Source organism: Maribacter flavus, assembly GCF_008386635.1.
GTDB lineage: Bacteria > Bacteroidota > Bacteroidia > Flavobacteriales > Flavobacteriaceae > Maribacter > Maribacter flavus.
On sequence record NZ_VUOE01000001.1, the window covers coordinates 1,412,213 to 1,434,729 of the forward strand.

A 22,517-nucleotide genomic window follows, 5' to 3' on the forward strand; every position below is an offset into this window, starting at 1 on the left:
TAGATGATTTGTTTTTTCTCCTTTTTAATTCATGCCCTGCGGTCAGATGAATTGAATTTGAATTTGAAAATTAACCTTGGACTTAATTTATGCTACTCCTCCCATTTCCAATCGCCTCCAATAATCAGTTTTTCCTTAAGGTCGTTTTTTATCATGAACTCCTTTGTAGTCTCACTATCCATTTTGGTCGCGGGAAGGGTTTCGGCATTTGCCAAGCCGTACAACATCATGGTGCCAAACCGGGAAGTATTGGTCATATGTTCCTCGTTCACCAAGTTAAAATCGTCACAATCCGAATGATAACAACCGTAAATGGAACGGTCCAAGTTGCTGTGAACCGATAAAATTGGCACCCCTTCCAACATAAAGGGCTGGTGGTCGCTATGCAATCCGGAACGGTTTGAAAATTCATTTTTATAGATGCTGTCCTGTTGTTGGATTGCGGCGCCTAAATCGGTGAAAAAAGCTTCGTTATCCAACTTTCCGCCAGCATTCATGCCAATGGGATTGCCTGCCATGTCCAGGTTCATCATGTATTTGATCTTGTCCATGGAACCTGCTTTTAGGGCTTCGGCAACCATATGTCTGGAACCGAAGAGTCCTTGCTCCTCGCCCATGAACATCACAAATTTGACCGTTCTTTTTGGCTGAAGGTTATTGGCCTTAAAAGCACGGGCAATATCCAATACGGCGAAAGACCCGATTCCGTTGTCTATGGCACCTGTAGCCAAATCCCAGGAATCCAAATGTCCGCCGATGACAATGATTTCCTCGGGCAACTCACTTCCGGGCAAGGTGGCAACCACATTTCTGGCACTGATCATATCGCTGTTATTGGTCATTTCTATGGTGGCGGACGCGGTTCCTTCTTTAAGCGTTTCTTTTAAGGCCATACCATCTTCCTTGCCGATACAAACGGCCGGAATGGGAATCAATTCCCCGGTTACGGAGGCGGTTCCCGTAAGAAGCACGCCATTATCCACTTGATTGATTATGATGATACCCTTGGCGCCGTACTTGATGGCCAAGGCCGTTTTTTCACTTCGGTGCAGATTGCTCAATCCTTCCGGACTTCCTTCTAAAATACTGATATAGACCAAGGCGATTTTGTCCTTTACGGCATCTGGATTTGCCGCATAATCTACCTCCAGCCCGTTGCCCATATCCACAATTTCCCCGGTTACGTTTGCTTCCACAGGAGAATGCCCCAGGGTTACCGCTTTCACGGGTTCATCGTTAATGGATACGGATACTGTGCCCCTGGACCAGGCCTCTACCTCAAAGGTTTGATATTTCACGTCCTCAAAACCATATTCCTTGAACTTAGTATAGGTGTATTCCTCTGCCTTTGCCCCATTTTCGGAACCAGTTAAGCGGTGGCCAATAGTTTCGGTAGCTTCCTTTAACGTACTGTAGCCTTTTGCGTTTTGCTTGATTTCGGCATCAATTCTGGCAAAGAGTTCCGCTTGGGATTCTACTTTTTTCGTTTCGCCGCAAGAGACGGCTAAAATGGCTGTTAAAACAATAAATAGTTGTTTTTTCATAGGTCTGCTAGTTGTTTTTATATTATGATTTTATTTTTTGGGTATGTTGTATTTGTAGTTCGCTTTTTTTCAATCGGGAATTCAATTTCTCCACTTCCACGGTTATGAATTTCTTAAACTTGGCATCTACCTCTTTAAGACGTTCATTAAAAATGGTATATACTTCCTGTTGTTGGTCCGTGGGTTTAAAATCGGCACCAAACCCACCGATGTCACTGGCCAAGGCACTCAGCCTACCATAAAGCTTTATGGGGGATCTAAAGGCATCTTCACGGGCCCCGGTCAGATGAATGTCATAAAGACTACCTGCTATAGCAATGGCCAAGGCGCGTAGTTCCTCGGCTTTTTTTCGGTCGGCTGAGCGGCTTAACTTTGGGATGATAGCATTGAGCTCTGCCCGTATCGCTTCAATATCATTAATCATGGTTACAGCCAAGTTCATCGCATCGCGAAGTTCCAAGGAAAAGTCTACTTGTTTTTGGATGTCTTCGAGACTACCTTCCGTACTCGGGTCTTTTAACACCTCTAGTTCCCTAATGTATTCTTTGTTGCCAATGACCAGTTTTACCTTGTAGCTATCGGGTACTACCTTGGGGCCGTATTGTCCACGCATTAAATCAAGGTCCCAAGTGACCAAAGGACGCCATCCTTCACCATTGAGCTGGACCCATGGCCTTCCGGGAGGGGTGGTCTGAAGTTTTGGTTTATAGGTTGGTTCATATCGTAGGTTCCACATGACCCTATTGACGCCTGGTTTGTTTTTTCCTTCCAAGGTCCGGACAACTTCATCTTCCATAGTCAAAATCTGTATTTCGATTTTTTGATCCGTACTATCCTTTAAGAAGTAATTGATTTCTGCACCATAGGCAGGGTTTGTTCCGGAATTTAAACTAGGACCATCGGTTTTGATGCTTTGAACATCTTGGAAACGATATACCGGTCTTAGGCTGAAAAGATGGGCCTCTTTATCCTTGGCATCCATATCGTATTCCCGTAATGGCGAAATATTATCCATGATATAATAGCCTCTTCCATACGTGCCCACCACAAGATCATCAAACCGTTCCTGGATTTCCAGCCAATAGACCGGGGCAGGGGGTAGATTGTTACGCAGGCGCATCCAATGTTCACCATCATCATGGCTTATATAAAGTCCGTTATCTACTCCCAAGTAGAGCATGCCCTCTCTTTTAGGGTCTTCCTTGATAACATGGGCAAAGCTATGGACAGATTTCGGCACTGTATCGCTTATTAACTTCCAGGTTTGCCCATAATCTTCTGTTTTGTAAACATACGGGTAAAAGTCCCCCATTTGATGCAAGTCTACCGTGATATAAGCACTTCCCTTTTTATATCGGGATGCTTCTATGTTGGCTATGGTGCCCCATTTGGGAAGATCGGGAATGTTTTGGGTCACATTTGTCCAGTTTTTACCGCCGTCTTTGGTGAGCTGAACTTGCCCGTCGTTGCTGCCGGTCCAAATAAGGCCCGGTTCCAATGTTGACTCCACAATGCTGAACAAAACCGACCCATCAAAGGTCATGAGGTTGTCTACCGCGATGCCCCCAGAATTTTGTTGATGGGTCTTATCGTTCAAGGTAAGGTCCGGACTGATCACTTGCCAGCTTTGTCCGCCGTCATCGCTTTTATGCACATATTGGCTGCCCACATAGACCCTATGTTTTGTATGAGGGGAAAAGGCCAATGGAAAATTCCAATGCCACCTGTATTTTAACTTGCCCGGTTCCCAACCATAGCCTGCTTCCGGCCAGACCCGAACGTCGCGGGCGTGCCCCGTTTTAACATTATAACGTTGCAGTCCCCCATCATAACATCCAGACCAAACAATGTCATTGTCAAAGGGATCGGGCTGTGCAAAGCCGCTTTCACAACCGCCCACACCCTTCCAAAGGCCCAGAGGTATATAGCCCTGTTTGCTGTTACTGGGGCCCATATAGGAATAGCCATCCTGACGGTTTCCATAAACATTGTAAGGAATCTTATCATCAACGGCTACATGGTACATTTGGGCTATTGGAAGCACGATCCGTTGAAAGGTTTTTCCATGGTTCATACTGATACTGGCACCCCCATCATGGGCCACCATGAGTCGGTCCGCATTGGTGGGGTCCACCCAGATATCATGGTTATCGCCTCCGGCACTGTAACTACTTTCAATGGTTTTGCCGCCATCCTTGGAAATACTGAATTTAACACTGGCAAAGTAGAGTTCATTAGGGTTAGAAGTTGAAACGGCCATGCGGGTGTAGTAGGGTGCACGTTCTGCAATATCGTGGTTTCGAGTCTGTAGGGTCCAAGAGTCACCAAAATCTTCGGAGCGATAAAGGGCCGGACTCTCGATTTCAAAAAGGGCATACACAATATTCGGACTGGAATGTGAAATGGCCACCGCCGTTTTTCCCACTGGATTTTCTTTACCACCTGGCAGGCCTTTTTTGGACAAGGGCTCCCAAGTATCCCCACCATCCAAGGTTCTGTAAACACCTCCTCCGGGCCCACCGCTGTTCAAGCCCCATGTATTAATATGTATGGACCACATGCCTACTAGGAGTCGGTCTGGATTTTTCGGATCCATGGCAAGTTCGGCTGCACCTGTGTTTTCATCCACAAAAAAGATGCGTTCCCAATTCTTACCGCCATCCGTGGTTTTAAATACCCCTCGTTCCTGCTGTCGTCCGTAGGTATGTCCCAGAGCAGCGGCGTAAACAACGTTTGGATTGGTAGGATGCACAAGAATACGCCCAATGCGCCCCGTTTTCTCAAGGCCCATGTTTATCCAGGTCTTTCCACCATCCTCGGATTTATAGATGCCATCACCCATTGCATGGGCGGGCCGAATCACAAAGGTTTCACCCGTGCCCACCCAAATGATATCGGGATTTGTTGGAGTAATGGCCACCGAGCCAATGGATGAAACGTCCTGAGCATCAAAAATGGGGTTCCAGCTAATACCACCATCGGAGGTTTTCCATAATCCGCCGGAGGCCGCACCGATATAGGTGGTCATAGGGTCTCCCGCCACCCCCGCCATGGCAATGGTACGGTTGCCTTCCGGTCCTATAAAACGAAACCGTAGGTTCCCAAAAACAGCGGGGTCTGTTTGGGGAAAAATCGAAACAAAGTTTAAAAAAAGTAATACAAGCAAAAAATACCGGATTTTCATGACAATTGGTTTGTTATGGTATGGTGTACAAGTTAGCCAATTGTTGTCTAAAATAGCCCTTTAAAAAGGGTGTAATTGTGGTAAATATGTGGTTCATTTCTTAAGAAAACAGTGGCTATTGCTTAATTTTATGGCAAAATCATAGACTTCATGAAATACGAACAAATTCCCAACGCCCTATTTATAAAAAACCGAGAGAAATTTATGGCCCGCATGCGTCCCAAGAGCATTGCGGTCTTTAATTCCAACGACATTTACCCTATAAGTGCCGATAGTGTCATGCCCTTTGAGCAACATCGGGATATTTTTTATCTGAGCGGGGCCGATCAAGAGGAAACTATTTTGTTATTATTTCCGGATGCCATGGACAAAAAACACCGGGAAATTCTATTCGTAAGGGAAACCAATGAGCACATCGCCATTTGGGAAGGTGCAAAGTTGACCAAGGAAAAGGCAACCGGCGTATCGGGGATACAAACCATTTACTGGCTAAAGGAATTTGACAAAGTTTTTTTTGATCTGATGACCGAAGCTGATACTATCTACTTCAATACCAACGAGCACTACAGGCAAGCGGTTGAGACCCAGACACGTGAAGACCGATTTATACTCGCCTGCCAGCAAAAATTCCCTGCGCACAAAGTGGCAAAGAGCAACCCGATACTTCAAGAAATTAGGGGTGTCAAGGAACCTGAGGAATTGGAACTGATGCAAATGGCCTGCAACATCACCGAAAAAGGCTTCCGTAGGTTATTGGGTTTTGTAAAGCCTGGCGTTATGGAGTATGAAGTGGAGGCGGAGCTATTGCACGAATTTATACGGAACCGTTCCAAAGGATTTGCCTATCCACCAATCATAGCCTCGGGCAACAATGCCAACGTACTTCACTATTTGGAGAACAACAAACCCTGTAAGGATGGCGATATGTTGTTGATGGACGTAGCGGCGGAGTATGCCAACTACTCCAGCGACCTTACCCGCACCATTCCTGTCAACGGGCGATTCACGAAACGGCAAAAGGAGGTCTACAACGCCGTACTAAGGGTGAAAAACGATGCGACCAAAATGTTGGTTCCCGGAACCCTTTGGGCGGAATACCATAAGGAATGCGGTAAATTGATGACTTCTGAACTTTTGGGCTTGGGTCTTTTGGATAAAGCCGATGTTCAAAATGAAAATCCGGATTGGCCCGCCTATAAAAAATACTTTATGCACGGCACCAGTCACCATATCGGGTTGAATACGCATGACTATGGGGAACTAAAGACCCCCATGAAAGCCAATATGGTATTTACCGTAGAGCCAGGGATTTACATTCCTGCGGAAAATATGGGAATCCGTTTGGAGGACGATGTGGTCATCCAAGAAAAAGGGGATCCCTTTAATTTAATGCGCAATATTCCTATTGAAATTGAGGAAATTGAGGAGTTGATGAATAGCCCTCTCTAACCTTCAAAAAATGGTAGTATCCATTTGGATGTAGGAGAATGGTTTGTTTCAAAGTGAGATAAAATAAGAGGTTTTGAATTCCTCAAAAACTAGAAAGAAATTAAAAAGTAAAGAATATGAAATTAGTATCGTGGAACGTCAATGGTATAAGGGCTTCCGTAAAAAAGGGCTTTGAGGATGTTGTGTCGAGTTTTAATGCCGATGTTTTTTGTATCCAGGAAACCAAGGCCCAGGATGACCAAGTGGCAGAGGCCTTATCTGGGATAGAAGACTATCATTTATATACCAATAGTGCCGAAAAGAAAGGATATTCAGGCACAGGGATACTATCAAAACAAGAGCCTATTTCTTTTGGCAGCAATATGGGTATTGCGGACCATGATATGGAAGGCAGGATTTCCTATGCGGAGTACCCCGACTTCTATTTGGTCAATGTCTATGTGCCAAACAGCGGTAATGGACTCAAACGGCTGGATTATCGGTCAGGCTGGGATACTGATTTCACGGAATACCTTCAAAACCTGTCAGAAAAGAAACCTTTGATCATTACGGGCGATTTTAACGTGGCCCACACTGAAAATGATTTGGCCAATCCCAAATCCAATTACAACAAAACGGCAGGTTTTACCCAAGTGGAAATCGATGGGTTCGACCACATGCTCAAAACCTTGAACCTAGTTGACAGTTTTAGGGCTTTGCACCCGGATACGTTTGACAAATATACGTTCTGGAGCATGCGCGGCGGAGCCAGAAGCAGAAACGTGGGTTGGCGTATCGATTATTTTTTGGTCAGTGAATCTTTATGGTCCAAGGTAACCTCGGCCGAAATCCATGACCAGGTCATGGGTAGCGATCATTGCCCTATCAGTTTGGAAATAGCACTATAGTTATGGGATTGCTATTGTTTTTACAGGATGTTTCGGAAATCGAAAAGAAAATCCAGGAGGCACCTGATCGTTCCTATGAGATTGGTGTGGCCATTGGTACCTATCTTCCCTTTGTGGTATTGATTTTGGTGGCCTATTTGTTTTACTACTACTCCAAAAGGCGGAGAGATTCTTGATATATGTACAGGATGATTTAAAAAAGTGCGACTTATTTACTCGGTAGACTTTATTATCTCGCCACCTTTCATTACAAATTGTACACGCTGTAGTTCTGTAATATCTTCCAGCGGATTCTTTTTGGTAGCAATAATATCGGCGTATTTACCTACCTCAATAGTTCCTATACTATCGTCCATTTTCAAAAGCTCCGCATTTACTTTGGTCCCGGCAATAATGGCTTCCATAGGAGTCATGCCAAACTTTACAAATTCGTGAAACTCATTGGCTGCAAAGCTACCGGGAAATCCCACATTGTCCGAACCAATACCCAGCTTTACCCCTCTCTTATGGGCCTCCACAAGTACCTTCATTCTGGCTTCCCTAAATTCCTTTTGGGAACGTTGCGTTTTTGTCAGGGCCACATTCCCAGGGTCCTTTAAGCGAAAATAGGTGCCAACCGTCAAAGTTGGTACTAGATAGGTGTCGTACTCCAAAAACAAGTCTATCGTTTCAGCATCCAAAAAGGTCCCATGCTCTATGGATCTTGCCCCAAATTTTATTGCTTTAACAATCCCCTCTTTGGCATGTGCGTGCATCATGACCGGAACATCCCTTTGGCCGGCTTCCTCTACCGCCGTTTTAAGTTCCTCATCGCTAAAATGTACGTTCCTTGGGTTGTCTCCTGTAGACATAAAAGCTCCCGTTACCAAAAGTTTGATCCAGTCGCTCCCATTCTTGATTTCTTGTCTAATGGCCTTCCGCATTTCATCCTTGCCATCCACAATGAGACCATCAGGGATAACGGATTGTTCGTTGGAAATATAATTTATATCCCCTCCCCCTCCGGTTACTGAAATATAGTGCCCGGCACCAAAAATCCGTGGTCCTTTGAACAGGCCGGCATTTATAGCATTGCGGATCTCAAAATGTGCATATTTGGTATCGGCATCACCGGCAATCCTTATCGTGGTCCAACCAGCTTCCAGCCATTCCTGTACCGTCTTTAATCCCCGTAATGCGTTAAAAGCCGAGGAACCCTTTAAGTGATTGGTTTGGTATTCACTGCCGTAAATTAAAGGGTGGGTGTGGGCATCTATCATTCCTGGTAATACGGTATATTCACTTAAATCGATAACGGTATATCCCGGTTTTAGCAGGTCCATGGTGCCCACTTCAATAATCCGATCCCCCTCTACAAGTATTACGGCATCGGCTTGAACTTGCGTATCTTTTGCCGTGATAAGATTTCCGCAAATTAAGGCCGTTGTTTCCTGTGCCCAGGCAATGCTGAAACATAAAAAGATAAAAACGAAAGATAGACGGATTCTATTCATTATTCTCGTAGTGTTAGTATATGTAGGAAAGATACAATTTTCATCATCCCTATGTTTAAAATTCAGTACCCGTAATGCTACCTTAAGGACATATTTCGAAGTTTAGGTGGGTAGCTATGAAAAATAGAAAGCTCAGCAAATACACTTCCATATTGCCTAGAATACAAAAGCTTCTGATTTGCACGAATCGGTCTAATAAATGAAAACGAAACAAAGTGCAAAAAGCCTACTCTTTTAAGGCTTAAAAATCAAAATGGTCAGGATGTGGCCCACTGCGTTCATCCCTGTCCAGGCTATCCAAAAAGGCCATGTCCTCATTGGAAAGCTCAAAGTCGAAAATATCCGCATTGGAGGCGATACGCTTTTTATGTACTGATTTTGGTATGGTGACCACCCCTTTCTGTAGGTTCCATCGCAGGATGATTTGAGCAGCCGATTTGTTGTACTTTTCGGTCAAATCCTTATAAAAATCCAATTGGAATAGTTTCCCTTGCATGAAGGGAGACCACGCTTCATACTGAATGGTATTTTTATTGCAAAAATCCAAAAGGTCCTGCTGCACTAAATATGGGTGAAATTCCATTTGATTCACCATAGGTACGATATTGCAGTCACTTAATAAGTCATCCAAGTGATGCCGCAAAAAGTTACTGACCCCGATTGCCCTAACCTTTTTAGTTTCGTATAAATATTCCAAAGCCCTCCAAGTATCCTTGTATTTCCCCTTAACGGGCCAGTGCACCAGAAATAGGTCGAGATAATCCACCTGCAATCGGTTGATGCTATCTTCAAACGACTGTAGCGTAGTATTATACCCTTGCTCACTGTTCCAAACCTTCGTCACTAGAAAAATATCCTCCCTGGCTACGGAACTTTCCTTAATTCCCCTGCCCACACCTTCTTCATTCTTATACACCGAAGCCGTATCGATATGTCTGTACCCCAAATCCAAGGCATCCTTTACGGAATCTATGACCTCTTGGTCTTTATCGGCTTGGTAAGTTCCCAAACCTAAATAAGGCATAAAAACCCCATTGCGTAATTCAACTCCCCCTGAAATGTCCGTAATTTTCATATGTTTATTCTTATTGTTTTTCATAGGTCAGATGTAATTATTCACATCATTTAAGTTTGTCTACCATCGGTGTTCATGAATCTTCGATTTCGCCAATAACCATTTACTCACGAAGCTCGTCTATTTTCAAAAAGGGTGCTCGTGAACCTTTGGATTCAGTGGGTATCAAGACTTGTTATGGCTCATTTCATATGTTTCGATTTTTGGTTGTTCCCTTCGGCTCCGCTCAGGGGCAGGAGTTGTTGGTTATGTAAAAGTTATTTTTCATTTTTCATTTTTCATTTTTCACTTTTCATTTTTCACTTTTCATTTTTCACTTTTCACTAACTACCACCCACTTACAACCGGTAGACCCATTCCTCCGGATTCAATCTATCCGTGTCCTGGTAGAGATAAAATTTTAAGCGGGTCTGGCCATTTGACCGATTGGTATATATGGTTCCCAATTCATCTTTTATATTCACTTTATCTCCTTTTTTTACATAGAGTTCGGCTAAATTATAGTAGGTACTTATAAAATTACCGTGCTTTACCTGAACCCCTTTGTTACCACCTGGTACCGCCAAAATGGCGATAACCTCGCCTTCAAATATGGCCCTTGCCTTAGATCCAGGATCTGTGGCAATGATGACCCCGTTGCTTTGGTGTTTTATTCCAGGGTATACGGCATCGTTGTATATACCAAAACCCTGACTTTTAATGCCCTTCTCAACGGGCCAAATTAATTTTCCTTTATTCGCCGAAAAATTGTTGGCCACTAGGGTCGCCTCCGGTGTCAACACGAATTTACTGGCACTGGTAGTGGTTTTACCAGCTTCTTTGTTGGAGGCGGCGATGGCCGACCGTATCAGATTTTCTATCTGTTGGTCTATTTTACGCGCCTCCCGCTTCTTTTCCTCAATGGCCTTGGCATATTTGCTTTCGTTCTGTCGGATGGTTCCCAATAGTGCTTTCTGCTCCTGTATCTCCGCGAACAACTGATCTTTGGCCTTGGTGTTCTGGGCCAACAGTACTTCCTTAACCTTGCGCTCCTCGTTTAGATCCATGTTCAAACGCGTTAACTCCTCCGTTTTGGCCAAAATCTGTGCTCCCTGCTCCTTTCTATAGTCCGTGTACTGCTTCATGTATTGAAGCCGTTTAAATGCCTGATAAAAGCTTTCTGAGGACAATAGAAACATCAATCTGTTCTGTTTGGATTTGTTCTGATAGGATTTTTGGATCATCCTGGCGTACTCCTCCTTTATTTCCTGTAGCTCTCCCTTGAGCTTACTGATGTTCCGTATGTTGGTATTGATTTGCCTATTCAGCAAATTGGCCTGTTGGTTCGTAACCCGAATCAATTGTTGACGGACGGTAATTTTTTTATCGAGGGCCTCCATCTGGTCCAGCACCGTGCCCCTTTCCTTTTTTTCGGATAACAATAATCTATTGATTTCCCGGATTTCGTTCTGTAGTTGTTCCCGCTTTTCCTCCAAGGCCTTTTGCTCGCTGGTTTGCGACCATAAAAGAGGTGCTCCCCATAGCAAAAGAAGAAAAAAGATACTGCAATGTTGTTTTGCTACCATTACGCTACTCCAAAACGATTTCTTTAAAACCTTTCGGTATATTATAAGGAAAATTGACGTCACGATTCAATTCTATGTTTCTATATTCCAAAAGAATCCGGTTCTCGTTGTTTTCTTCTATCGCCAAAATGGATACCTCATTGGGTATGGCTTCCTTCCCCACAAGTTGGTAGTTTTCATATTTGATTTCCAACAAGCGCTTTTTCAGGGGCTGTGACAATTGTTGTAGGTCCATCTTAAAGTTCTTGGGCTCGATTTGGAACAGGGTCTTGTAAAGCGCACCGGCAGTTTTTGGGGTCAATCGATAGTTATCCTTACCTATTGAAAGGTCAAACTTGTCATTTCTTAAGTCAAAAAGGGCCTGTCCCAACAACATGTTTTGAAGGATGGAGTAATCCACTTCGGTTCCCAAAAGCTTGCTCAAATAGGAGAAATCACCATCAAAATATTCATTGTCCATTTTGTTGTAAAACGAAACCCTATCCGGAGTGATATACGCTTTTACGATTCCCAAAGGAGCACTGATCCATATACCTTTATCCTTTTCCATCCGTAAGCTTACGGATACGCTTTGTTCGTCCTCCCCATCGGAATAATCGATTTTGACCCTTCCCGTAAGGGTTCTGAATTCCAACTTATTTTGGTAGTGGGCCTTTACGACGGACTTTGCCGATAGCCGATCATCCATGGAACCATCGGAAATTACCTTGGCACTTTTACAGGAAAACACAATAAGCGCGAAACTACATACCGTAGCCATTCTTAAATATGTTCGTAAACTCAATTGCATCATTAAAATCCGGGTTTCACCTTGTTCAAATATTCGTTTGCCTTTTCCGTATTCCCCATGGCACCGTACACCTCTGAAAGCTCCTTGTAGATTTTATTCTCCAATACCGGGTCGTCTATTAGATAATCCAAGGCTGTCTCCAAGGCCTCCTTTGCCTCGTTGAGGGTGTTGCCCATTTTAAGGGCGACTCCATTCGCATAGTATAAAAAGGGCTGTAGGGGATACTTTTCAAGAGCCTCCTCCGTAAGCTCTAGCAGTGTTTTGGCATCCCTGGATGCGTTTATCAAGTCCTGTATCCGCTTTTCAAACGCACCCAAATCACCGGCATCCCCGCTCTTGTTTTCAGATATGTCAATCTTGTTCGTTATAGTCCGCTGCTTTGCAATGGAATCGTTTATTTTGGATTGAAGGTACTCGGTTTTTACCGTTTTCTCCAATTCCAACAATATGCTCTTGGCTTCTTGATAGTTTCCCAGTTCATAATAAATAGTGGCCAGGTTCGATTTTAATTCCCGATTATTCCAAGGAATCTGTTCTTTTATGGTGCTCACGGTAGTGTTTTGGGCCTGCAAACTCTCTGCCAAGGTGTTTGCATACCAATAATTTTCCGGATCCTCCAAAACGGCTTCCTGCGCATATTCCTGGGCATTGATATACTGCTTGTCCAACAAATAGGATTTGGCGAGTTCAAAGGAAACCACTTCCTTTTCCGGTTCCAAATTCTTGCACTTTAAAAATGCGTTTATGGCCTTATCGTAATTTTGAATACCCTTTTGTTTTAGACCTTCAAAAAAATATTGCTGAAATTCATCTGAATACTCCTCAAAAGATACTTCCGCACTCTCCTCCTCGGTGATGGGACCTTCCTCTTGGGACAAAACAATCCCCGGGGCAAGCGTTGCTCCTAAAATAAGTAGTAGCATTGGGACTGTTTTTGTCATTCGTAGATCTATTTTACTCCGGTACTGCCAAAGCCACCGGCTCCCCTAAGGGTTTCGGATAGTTCTTCTACTACCTCCCATTCGGCGCGCTCATGTTTGGCGATCACCATCTGGGCAATACGCTCCCCGTTTTCAATGGTAAAATCGGAATTTGATAAATTCACCAAAATAACACCGACTTCCCCCCTATAATCCGCATCTATCGTGCCAGGTGCATTCAACACCGTAATTCCCTTTTTGGCCGCCAAACCGCTTCTAGGACGTACTTGGGCCTCAAATCCTATAGGCAACTCCATATAGAGGCCCGTTTTAATAATGGCCCTCTCCAACGGTTTTAGGGTAATTGGTTCTTCAATGTTCGCTCGCAAATCCATTCCGGCCGAAGCATCGGTTTCGTAATGGGGCAGCTCATGTTCCGATTTGTTGATTATCCTAATCTTCATTTTTATTGTTCGCTAGTCTTATTTGACAAATACCTTTTTCAAATTCTCGATTTCCATTTTGTACACCAATCCCAAGAAAATCAACAATAAAGGAATCCCTACAAATAAATTTCTATCAAAGATATAGAAGGATATTATTGAAAACAGTATGGAAACTCCTAAGTAAAATATAATTTTTCTGAAATTATAGGGTATGGGATAGTACATACGCCCAAAATAGAAGGACATTAACATCATTGAGCCATAGGCAACCAAAGTAGCCACGGCCGAGGCCACATAGCTAAAGTATTGTATCAAAGCGACATTAATGATGATGGTGAGGACGGCTCCGATCATTGAAATATAGGCCCCAAACTTGGTTCGATCCGTTACTTTGTACCAGACAGAGAGGTTGTGGTAAATACCCAAGAAAAAACTGGCCAGGATTATAATCGGCACTACGGACATGGCATCCCAATACGAAGTGTCCTGGATAAAGAGTTGCTTTAAAACATCGGCAAATACAACTACGGTCAACAGAATTATACTCCCCAATACCACAAAGTAGTTGGTAATCTGTGCATAGGCCTTCTGCGGATTTTTAGTGTCCGAATGGCTAAAGAAAAAAGGCTCGATTCCTAATCGAAATGCGGTAGCAAAAAGCGTCATGAACAAGGCCAATTTATAGCAGGCCGCATATTTTCCCATTTCAATTTTGGCAATATCGGGCGGTAATAATTCCGATAACAAATACTTATCAAAAACTTCATTTATTGTAAAGGCAATACCTGCGACCATTACCGGCATCGCATAGGTCAACATCCGTTTCCATAAATCCACATCAAAAATATACGGCCTTCTAAGGTATACCCGTATCATAAGCAACAGTGTAACGGCGCTGGCAAGTAGATTGGAAATCAGTATGTAGGATATCTCATAATCCGGCACGTACAATTTGTTAAAGAAACCGGCCCCATCCTCAACTGCCAACGATGGGAGAACTAAAAGAAAAAACAGATTTAAACCCAAGTTCAGCGCTACGTTAAGCGTCTTTACCATGGCATATCTCATGGGTTTTTCATTCGCCCTCAACCAAGCAAAGGGAATAATTACCAGGGCATCCAATACTAGGATACATAGCACATAGTTCATGTACTGGGCCTCTATATTGATGGCAGCGGCAATTGTCTTTTTAAATAACAGACCGATAAAAAGAAATAAGAACGAGGAACCCCCCAACGATAGTAAGGACGTGGAGACTACCTTCTTTTTGTTCTCCGAATCCTTGTAAAACCTAAAAAAAGCGGTTTCCATACCATAGGCCAAGAAAATATTGAAGATGGCAAACCAAGTAAAAATAAGGGTCACTTCTCCATACGTTCCCGGTGGCATGACCGAGGTATAAATGGGAACCAAAAGGAAGGACAACATCCGCGGGAGCACGGTTGCCAAGCCATAAATCGCCGTTTGTTTAAAAAGTTTTTTAAGCGGATTCAAGCAACTTAGATTGAAGTGTTAAATGTACCTATTTACCTTCGTTATACAAAGTTGGATTTCCCCCCAATCAACACATTTGTTCAATCTTCAACTTGAACCGGGGCCTGCTCATCCGAGAGTTCCAATCGTTTCATGGCAATAAATGCCATTAAAAACGCCACCAACAAGAAAAAGGCGGCCAATGTATAGGGCGCACCAGGATAGTAGATTCCTCCGCCGGGACGTATAAAAAAGTAGAATACCGGCGAGAAAACCAACTGACCAAGGATGGCGGTAATGCTCACAAGACCTGTGATGGAACCCTGGAGGTTTCCCTGTTCCTTTTCGGAAACTTGGTTGGAAATGATTCCTTGTACCGTTGGACCGGCAACCCCGCCCAAGGCATACGGGATTAAAAAGGCATATAACATCCATGGTTCCGAGGCCAGGGAAAAGAAGAACATGCCTACGGTCCACAGTAAAAAACCGACCGTGACCACAATTCGCTTTCCAAACTTTTTGACCAGGACACCTACCAATACACCTTGAACGATGGCTACCAAAAGCCCTACTACCATCAAGGATACCCCTATTTCCTTGGGACTCCAATTATAGCGTTCAATTCCGTAGTAAGACCATGTGGAGGGCAAGGCCTGACCGGCCAAATTCGCCAGAAAGAAAGCAAAAATTAGCAGAAGTACCCCTTTATACTTCCGGAGGGCAAATAAGGAGACCCCGGGAATCATCTTTGTAAGATTGATAGCCCTTCTATTTTCCGGTGTTAGGGATTCGGGCACAAAAAACAATCCGAATAGGAAATTCGCAAAGGTCAGTCCCGCGGCGATGTAAAAGGGTAGGCGGATGTCGATCTCCCCGAAAAACCCGCCCACGCCCGGACCAATGATAAAACCCAGACCAAAAGCGGCACCGATCAATCCAAAGTTCTTTGCCTTGTTCTCCTTGGTACTGACATCGGCAATATAGGCCGATGCCACCGTAAAACTAGCACCGGTAATACCGGCCAAAAACCTTCCCAAGAACAACCAGGTAATACTTGGTGCCCAGGCATGGATCAGGTAATCGATACTTAAACCCAGCAATGCCAGCAAAAGAATGGGACGCCTTCCAAACTTGTCCGAAATCTCCCCTAAAACGGGCGAGAACAAAAATTGTATTCCCGCGAATGCCGTGGTCAACCACATCCCATAGATTACGGCCATGGCCGTACCCTCGCCGGTTAGTTCCATGATCAAATCTGGGATAATGGGGAGAATGATGCCAATTCCAATAACATCGACCAAAATGGTGACGAAAATAAAGAGTAGGGCCGATTTTCTTGATTTCATGGAAGGGACAAAAGTCGGAAAAAAAGTCTTCTCATGTGCAAATAAAAACCCCTACGTTTCCGAAGGGGGTCTTTATTCAAACTTTTTAAATTGATTAATTATTCAAAGCCTCGGCGCCTCCTACAATTTCGAGGATTTCATTGGTAATAGCCGCTTGTCTTGCCTTGTTATAGGTCAGTTTCAACTGATCCCGCAATTCCTTGGCATTGTCGGTCGCCTTGTGCATGGCCGTCATTCGTGCTCCATGCTCACTGGCAAAGGAATCCCTAATAGCTTTGTACAACTGTGTTTTCAGGGATTTAGGAATCAATTGCTCCACGATTTCAGCTTTGGAAGGTTCAAACATATAGTCGGAATTACTTCCTTCCTCACCTTCCGCAGGAATAATCGGTAAGAATTGTTCCGTCATGACCAACTGGGTAGCCGCATTCTTGAATTTGTTGTACACGATATCGATGCGGTCATACTCCCCTTTGGCAAACTTTTCCATTAAATCCTCGGCGATTTCCGAAACATTATCAAAGGTCAAATCGTCAAATATCCCATTGTGATTTGAAATCACATTGTAACGCTTTTTTAGATAATCATTCGCCTTTTTTCCGATTGCAACAAAGTCGACTTGCTTACCTGTATAAACGTTTTCTACAAGATTAACGCTCTGTTTTAAGATATTCGAGTTAAAGGCACCACAAAGACCACGGTTGGATGTAATGGAAACCACCAAGACCTTATTGACCGCCCTATTGCTCGCATATACACTACCAGAGTCACCTTCCAAGCTAGCACTAAGATTCTGAAGCAGCTCCGTTAGTTTATCCGCATAGGGTCTCATGGCGGTAATTGCATCCTGTGCCTTTTTCAACTTTGCGGCAGATACCATTTTCATGGCACTGGTTATCTGCATGGTCGATGACACCGATGTAATCCTGTTACGTATTTCCTTTAAATTGGCCATTCCTTAAAGTTCTAAATTCTGAATTCAGAGTTATGAGTTTTTGACTATTGCAACCAAAATTCGTATTTACTCACCATTCAGCATTCTTAATTTACTTCTTATATTTCGCTGAAAGCTCTTTACAAACCGTTGCAAGCGTATCCGTAACCTCATCGGTCAGTTTACCTGCTTTTAAGGTATCCAATACGTCCCTATGCTTGGCGTTCAAGAACTCCAAATAGTCACGCTCAAACTCCTTTACCTTATCAACGGGAACATCGCGTAGCAAGTTCTTGGAACCGGCGTAAATAATCGCAATTTGATCTTCAACGGTAAAAGGATCGTTCTGGGCTTGCTTCAATATCTCAACGTTCCTACGTCCTTTTTCGATTACGTTCAACGTAGCCGCATCCAAATCGGAACCAAACTTGGCAAACGCTTCCAATTCACGGAACTGTGCCTGGTCCAATTTCAAGGTACCGGCCACTTTTTTCATGGATTTAATCTGTGCGTTACCACCCACACGCGATACGGAAATACCCACGTTGATCGCTGGTCTAACCCCTTGGTTGAACAAATCCTGCTCCAAGAATATCTGTCCGTCCGTAATGGAAATTACGTTGGTTGGAATATAGGCCGATACGTCACCCGCCTGTGTTTCGATAATCGGTAAGGCCGTTAAAGAACCACCTCCCTTTACCATCGGCTTTAATACCTCCGGTAAATCGTTCATATTCTTGGCAATGCTATCGTCATTTATAATCTTAGCGGCACGCTCCAGCAACCTTGAGTGCAGGTAGAAAACGTCCCCTGGATAGGCCTCACGTCCCGGTGGTCTTCTCAACAACAAGGAAACTTCACGATAGGCGACAGCTTGCTTGGACAAATCATCATAAATAATCAAAGCAGGACGACCTGTATCCCTAAAATATTCCCCGATGGATGCACCTGCAAAGGGAGCATATACCTGCATAGGTGCAGGATCTGATGCATTCGCGGCAACAATCGTAGTATACGCCATGGCACCTCTATCCTCCAATGTCTGGGCAATTCCAGCTACAGTAGAAGCTTTTTGGCCCACAGCTACGTAGATACAATAAACAGGCTCACCAGCGTCGTAAAACTCTTTCTGGTTCAAAATGGTATCGATACAAACCGTAGTCTTACCGGTCTGACGGTCACCGATTACCAACTCACGCTGACCTCTACCCACTGGAATCATCGCGTCGATGGCCTTGATACCGGATTGCATCGGTTCCGTTACGGGCTCCCTATAGATAACCCCGGGTGCCTTACGCTCCAATGGCATTTCATAGGTTTCTCCTGAAATCGGTCCCTTACCATCGATCGGGTTACCTAAGGTATCCACCACACGGCCCACAATGCCTTCACCTACATTGATGGAGGCGATACGTTGTGTTCTTTTTACGGTCGCTCCTTCACCTACGGCTTTGGAAGGCCCTAGCAATACAACACCCACATTATCCTCTTCCAAGTTCAAAACGATTCCTTCCAAACCGCCTTCAAACTCCACCAACTCACCATATTGGGCGTTTGCCAAACCATAGACCCTAGCGATACCATCACCAACTTGCAATACGGTTCCTACTTCGTCCAAAGTAGCGGTTGCATCAAATCCTGATAATTGTTTCTTTAAAATTGCCGATACTTCAGCGGCTTTTACTCCTGCCATTTTTGTTCCTGTTTAAGATAATCCCGTCGACTAGACTCCGGGTAAATTCCATTGCTGGAATATAATTATAGACTGTTTGTAAATTCTCTTTTTAGATTGTTCAGTTTGTTGGAAACGCTTGCGTCGTATTGCAAATCCCCTACCCTTAAAATAAAACCACCAATGATACTCTCATCGATTTTATTTTCTAAGGTCACTTCCTTTCCTGAAATGGACGCCACCTGTTTCAACAACTGCTTTTCCAAATCTGCCGTCATGGGAACCGCCGTGGTTACATAGGCCACGTCCTTTCCTTTCAGCGATTCGTTTAGAATGATATACTTTAATGCGACTTCGTTCAACAAGGAAACCCTTTTGTTCTCCACCAACATGTTCATCAGCCCTTCGGAAATGGCATGGGAACCTTTGAAAACTTCCTTGAGAACGTCCTTTTTGGCCGAACCGGAAATCACCGGATTGGAAAGCATATCCCGAAGCTCTTTACTATCGGAAACAGTGCTTACCACGGAACGCATGTCCTTTTCCACGGCATCCGTAGCCTTGTTCTCAACCGCTAAATCCAATATGGCCTTGGCGTATCGTACCGCCGCTCTAGAATCACTCATTTTAATTCAATTTGATGTCACCCAACATCTTCTCCACCAACTGCAATTGCTTATCCTTACCGGACAGCTCCTCCTTGATTACTTTTTCCGCTATGGAAACCGAAAGTTCAGCAACCTGACTTTTTAGCTCCGCCACTGCCGCCTTCTTTTCGCTTTCAATGGTCTCCTGCGCCTGCTTGATCATTTTATCGCCCTCTATCTTCGCCTGCTCCTTGGAATCCGCGATCATTTTTTCCTTTATCTCACGGGCCTCCTTCAACATCGCCTCACGCTCAGCACGGGCCTCCTGTAGCATTCTATCGTTATCAGCCTGAAGGTTTTGCATCTCCGCCTTTGCTCTTTCTGCAGCAGCCAATGCTTCTTGGATACCAGTCTCCCTTTCGTCAAGTGAGTTTAGAATAGGTTTCCAAGCAAATTTCACCAATAGGAAAATCAGTCCTAACAATAAAATGATCTGTACGACAAATAGACCTGGTGAAAAATCGTTTATTAATGTTTCCATTTATTTTGAATTTTTATACGAATCAATGATTAAAAAACACTTCCTGCAACCAACCGTTGCAGGAAAATGCTTTTTGGCTTAACGTTCTTATTTTCCTAAGAACAAGGCACCGAATGCCAAACCTTCCAAAAGTGCAGCGATGATGATCATCGCAGTTTGGATTTTACCGGTCGCTTCTGGTTGACGGGCAATACCTTCCATTGCCTTACCACCAATCTGACCAAGTCCAATACCTGCTCCAATTACGATCAAACCTGCTCCAATTAAATTGTACATAGTAAACTGATTTATATATTAAATTAAAAACACTCTTAAATAAAATCCGCCCTTACATCTTCCTCATCCGGAATTTCATGGCCCTCGGCATCGTGATGGTGTTCATGATCATGTTCGGCTACCGCCATCCCAATAAACAATGCTGATAGCATCGTAAAAATATAGGCTTGTAAAAAGGCAACCAATACCTCGATAAGGGTTATGAAAAACGACAGTATCAATGAAAGTCCGGTAGCTCCTGCCACTCCCAAACTATCCTTGAGGGTGAACATAATGGCGATCAAGCTCATAACCACAATGTGCCCGGCAGATATATTCGCAAACAATCGGACCAATAACGAAAAGGGTTTGATCAAAAAGGCACCCGCCAACTCGATGATGGCCAAGACCGGTCTGATCAAAACGGGTACCCCGGGCATCCATAACATGTGCATCCAGTAGTCCTTGTTTCCGCTGAACGTATAAATAATCAACGTTAGAATGGCCAAAGCCGCAGTAACTGCCAACTGTCCCGTAACATTAAACCCGAAAGGCGTAAGTCCTAATAGGTTCAATATCCATATAAAAAAGAATACGGTAAGTAGATACCCCGTAAACTGTCTGTATTTTTTCTCACCGATGTTCGGCTTGGCAATTTCGTCCCTTACATAAATAACCAAAGGTTCCAATACACGGCCAAAACCTGTGGGTACGTTTTTGTTTTTATATTGTCTGGCCAAAGAGGAGAAGGCCCACAACATGAACAACCCAACCAATAGAATTCCAACAACACTTTTTGTTATAGAAAAATCCAACACCTTGTGTGCATTGGTCGCGTGATGGCTCTCATCCAGGTTTACCGAAGTGGCACCAGCTTCCAACTCGTAAATTTTACTGTGCAGTTTTACAAATTTGGAACCGTTTTTTTCTACGATTACCTCGCCATTGTCATCGTGATGAAATTCAGAGGACATAAAAGTAGCCAAGCCATTACTGGACCAAACGATTACGGGTAACGGAAAACCTACGTGTTTTCTTTCGCCTTCAGCGTTTGTATAGGAGAACAAATGGAAGTCGTGGGAGTCCTTGATGTGGTGATTTATATATTCCGATACTTCCTCTTTCGTGTCAACAGCACCTTCATCTTGACCTTCGGAGAACGCAAAACTTTGGAGTGAACTTACTATTGCCGTAAACAATACTAGATTTCTTATCACTTTGGAAACTTCCTTCATTATTTCTTTATCAAAAATTATGCTCCTGAAAATTTGCGCAAAAGTAGTCAATCTAGATGTAATACAAAGAATTTTAAAGGCTTAAAATTCGACCTTATTTTTCACGCATGATTTTTGAAACAAAAATCACTTCCAAAGTCAAGAATATAATAATAGGAAGTAGCATCATAGCCCTGTAAAAATGGGGAAGTGGTTGATCTCCCATGAGTTGCGGAAAGAACATAGCGGTAAAAACCACAATCTTGAAAACTAACATCCCGATATACAAAAAACCCAATTGTTCAAAGACTTTTTGATTTTTTGAAAGGATTTGAAAGGCAATTACCAACAGTAAAGAGAAGAAAAAATGGAATATATAGGACTGTTCCAACAACTGTAAAAAGTCAGTTTCCAAATCCATCAAAACCGTTTGGCCCAAAAAAGAAATCGTGCCCACCATAGTGAACACGATCGTATATAAAAGAATCTTTCTGAACAATTGCCTATTTATTTAAGGACATCACCTTTTTAATGACCAGATATATGGACAAAAATACGGCAAGTAAGGTAATGGTGTCCTCTAAAAAGGTTTTTTGAAATTTTTCATCCAGCCAGGCGCCCAATAAATTCCCCAAATATATGGTTGCGCCCATTTGTATGGCAATCCCGGAAAGACTTGCCGCGGTGCGCAATAAATTGGAATCGTTACGAGGCTTTTGCTGGCTCATTTTTTGTGTTCATGGAAGGTTTAAAACCTCCAGCATTGCTAGCACCGGCCTTTCCTCCCCCCATGGTACAGGAAGCGTTGAAAGTAGCCCCGGGCTCTACGGCCAATTTGGAAACGGATACCGTTCCTTCAATTACTGCGGAAGATTTTAGGGAAAGTAGGTCGGACACCAAAAGCTCCCCATTGAAACTGCCTTCTATATCGGCATTTACACATTCCACCTTACCATGGATATACCCATCCTTTCCAATAACCACCTTGCCGGAAGTCTTCACATTGCCATCCAGCTTGCCGTCAATCCGGAAATCCGCTTCGGAGATGATATCCCCTTTTATTTTCGTATTCTTTTCGATTCTGTTTGGTTGTCCTCCTATTTCGCTCATAGTTCTAGGTTTTTGTTTATCTGAAAACATTG

At 43.6% G+C, this 22,517-nt stretch carries 22 protein-coding genes; 3 read left to right on the forward strand and 19 right to left on the reverse strand.

Translation table 11 applies throughout. From position 1 onward, the window contains the following. Positions 1-92: 92 nt before the first annotated feature. Positions 93-1,544 carry a M20/M25/M40 family metallo-hydrolase gene (locus tag F0361_RS06215; RefSeq protein WP_154917670.1) on the reverse strand — a complete coding sequence of 484 codons (1,452 nt, stop codon included), beginning with the start codon at positions 1,542-1,544 and terminating at the stop codon, positions 93-95. Positions 1,545-1,566: 22 nt separating this feature from the next. Then, the gene (locus F0361_RS06220) at positions 1,567-4,728 is read right to left on the reverse strand and encodes a WD40/YVTN/BNR-like repeat-containing protein (protein ID WP_154917671.1); all 3,162 of its coding nucleotides are present in this window, start codon (positions 4,726-4,728) and stop codon (positions 1,567-1,569) included. A gap of 150 nt (positions 4,729-4,878) precedes the next feature. Between F0361_RS06220 and F0361_RS06225 the strand changes: the two genes are divergently transcribed. The 3 genes from F0361_RS06225 to F0361_RS18680 all read left to right on the forward strand — a co-directional run bounded on the left by F0361_RS06225 (position 4,879) and on the right by F0361_RS18680 (position 7,240). After that, positions 4,879-6,177 (forward strand): aminopeptidase P family protein, encoded by a 1,299-nt coding sequence (locus tag F0361_RS06225; protein ID WP_154917672.1) that lies wholly within the window; start codon positions 4,879-4,881, stop codon positions 6,175-6,177. A gap of 116 nt (positions 6,178-6,293) precedes the next feature. Continuing rightward, on the forward strand, positions 6,294-7,064 hold the full coding sequence (locus tag F0361_RS06230; protein ID WP_154917673.1) for an exodeoxyribonuclease III: 771 nt from the start codon (positions 6,294-6,296) through the stop codon (positions 7,062-7,064). 2 nt (positions 7,065-7,066) lie between these two features. Next, entirely contained in the window at positions 7,067-7,240 is a 174-nt protein-coding gene (locus F0361_RS18680) for a DUF4448 domain-containing protein (protein WP_161598212.1), read from the forward strand. 36 nt (positions 7,241-7,276) lie between these two features. Here F0361_RS18680 and F0361_RS06235 read toward each other — a convergent pair whose 3' ends face one another. From F0361_RS06235 to F0361_RS06315, 17 genes are all read right to left on the reverse strand, one after another. After that, positions 7,277-8,557 carry a metal-dependent hydrolase family protein gene (locus F0361_RS06235; RefSeq protein ID WP_154917674.1) on the reverse strand — a complete coding sequence of 427 codons (1,281 nt, stop codon included), beginning with the start codon at positions 8,555-8,557 and terminating at the stop codon, positions 7,277-7,279. A gap of 241 nt (positions 8,558-8,798) precedes the next feature. Then, a complete protein-coding gene (locus tag F0361_RS06240) occupies positions 8,799-9,656 on the reverse strand; it encodes an aldo/keto reductase (RefSeq protein ID WP_317131728.1) in 858 nt (285 codons plus the stop codon). 314 nt (positions 9,657-9,970) lie between these two features. Beyond that, entirely contained in the window at positions 9,971-11,197 is a 1,227-nt protein-coding gene (locus tag F0361_RS06245; protein ID WP_154917675.1) for a murein hydrolase activator EnvC family protein, read from the reverse strand. A 4-nt stretch (positions 11,198-11,201) separates the two neighbouring features. After that, entirely contained in the window at positions 11,202-11,957 is a 756-nt protein-coding gene (locus F0361_RS06250) for a DUF4292 domain-containing protein (RefSeq protein ID WP_170257993.1), read from the reverse strand. Positions 11,958-11,989: 32 nt separating this feature from the next. Then, positions 11,990-12,910 (reverse strand): tetratricopeptide repeat protein, encoded by a 921-nt coding sequence (locus F0361_RS06255; protein WP_161598213.1) that lies wholly within the window; start codon positions 12,908-12,910, stop codon positions 11,990-11,992. A gap of 26 nt (positions 12,911-12,936) precedes the next feature. Continuing rightward, the gene (gene dut / locus F0361_RS06260) at positions 12,937-13,371 is read right to left on the reverse strand and encodes a dUTP diphosphatase (RefSeq protein ID WP_154917677.1); all 435 of its coding nucleotides are present in this window, start codon (positions 13,369-13,371) and stop codon (positions 12,937-12,939) included. A gap of 18 nt (positions 13,372-13,389) precedes the next feature. Then, positions 13,390-14,847: a lipopolysaccharide biosynthesis protein gene (locus F0361_RS06265; RefSeq protein ID WP_154917678.1), complete on the reverse strand. Its 1,458-nt coding sequence runs from the start codon at positions 14,845-14,847 to the stop codon at positions 13,390-13,392. Positions 14,848-14,927: 80 nt separating this feature from the next. Further along, positions 14,928-16,172 carry a TCR/Tet family MFS transporter gene (locus F0361_RS06270; RefSeq protein WP_154917679.1) on the reverse strand — a complete coding sequence of 415 codons (1,245 nt, stop codon included), beginning with the start codon at positions 16,170-16,172 and terminating at the stop codon, positions 14,928-14,930. Positions 16,173-16,266: 94 nt separating this feature from the next. Next, the gene (gene atpG, locus F0361_RS06275; RefSeq protein WP_154917680.1) at positions 16,267-17,127 is read right to left on the reverse strand and encodes an ATP synthase F1 subunit gamma; all 861 of its coding nucleotides are present in this window, start codon (positions 17,125-17,127) and stop codon (positions 16,267-16,269) included. A 91-nt stretch (positions 17,128-17,218) separates the two neighbouring features. Then, complete coding sequence (gene atpA / locus F0361_RS06280; RefSeq protein WP_138256598.1) at positions 17,219-18,799, reverse strand: F0F1 ATP synthase subunit alpha; 1,581 nt, start codon at positions 18,797-18,799, stop codon at positions 17,219-17,221. A gap of 65 nt (positions 18,800-18,864) precedes the next feature. Next, positions 18,865-19,404, reverse strand: coding sequence for an ATP synthase F1 subunit delta (atpH, locus tag F0361_RS06285; protein WP_154917681.1), 540 nt, complete (start codon positions 19,402-19,404; stop codon positions 18,865-18,867). Between the two features lies 1 nt (position 19,405). Next, the gene (locus F0361_RS06290) at positions 19,406-19,906 is read right to left on the reverse strand and encodes a F0F1 ATP synthase subunit B (RefSeq protein WP_154917682.1); all 501 of its coding nucleotides are present in this window, start codon (positions 19,904-19,906) and stop codon (positions 19,406-19,408) included. Positions 19,907-19,993: 87 nt separating this feature from the next. After that, a complete protein-coding gene (gene atpE, locus F0361_RS06295; protein WP_013993139.1) occupies positions 19,994-20,182 on the reverse strand; it encodes an ATP synthase F0 subunit C in 189 nt (62 codons plus the stop codon). Between the two features lie 35 nt (positions 20,183-20,217). Then, a complete protein-coding gene (gene atpB / locus F0361_RS06300; protein WP_154917683.1) occupies positions 20,218-21,396 on the reverse strand; it encodes a F0F1 ATP synthase subunit A in 1,179 nt (392 codons plus the stop codon). Between the two features lie 94 nt (positions 21,397-21,490). Then, entirely contained in the window at positions 21,491-21,874 is a 384-nt protein-coding gene (locus tag F0361_RS06305; protein WP_138256602.1) for a DUF6168 family protein, read from the reverse strand. 4 nt (positions 21,875-21,878) lie between these two features. Continuing rightward, a complete protein-coding gene (locus tag F0361_RS06310; RefSeq protein ID WP_138256603.1) occupies positions 21,879-22,103 on the reverse strand; it encodes an AtpZ/AtpI family protein in 225 nt (74 codons plus the stop codon). Next, positions 22,081-22,515, reverse strand: a complete 435-nt coding sequence (locus F0361_RS06315; protein ID WP_154917684.1) for a bactofilin family protein — start codon at positions 22,513-22,515, stop codon at positions 22,081-22,083. The genes F0361_RS06310 and F0361_RS06315 overlap by 23 nt, the downstream gene beginning before the upstream one ends. Positions 22,516-22,517 lie beyond the last annotated feature (2 nt).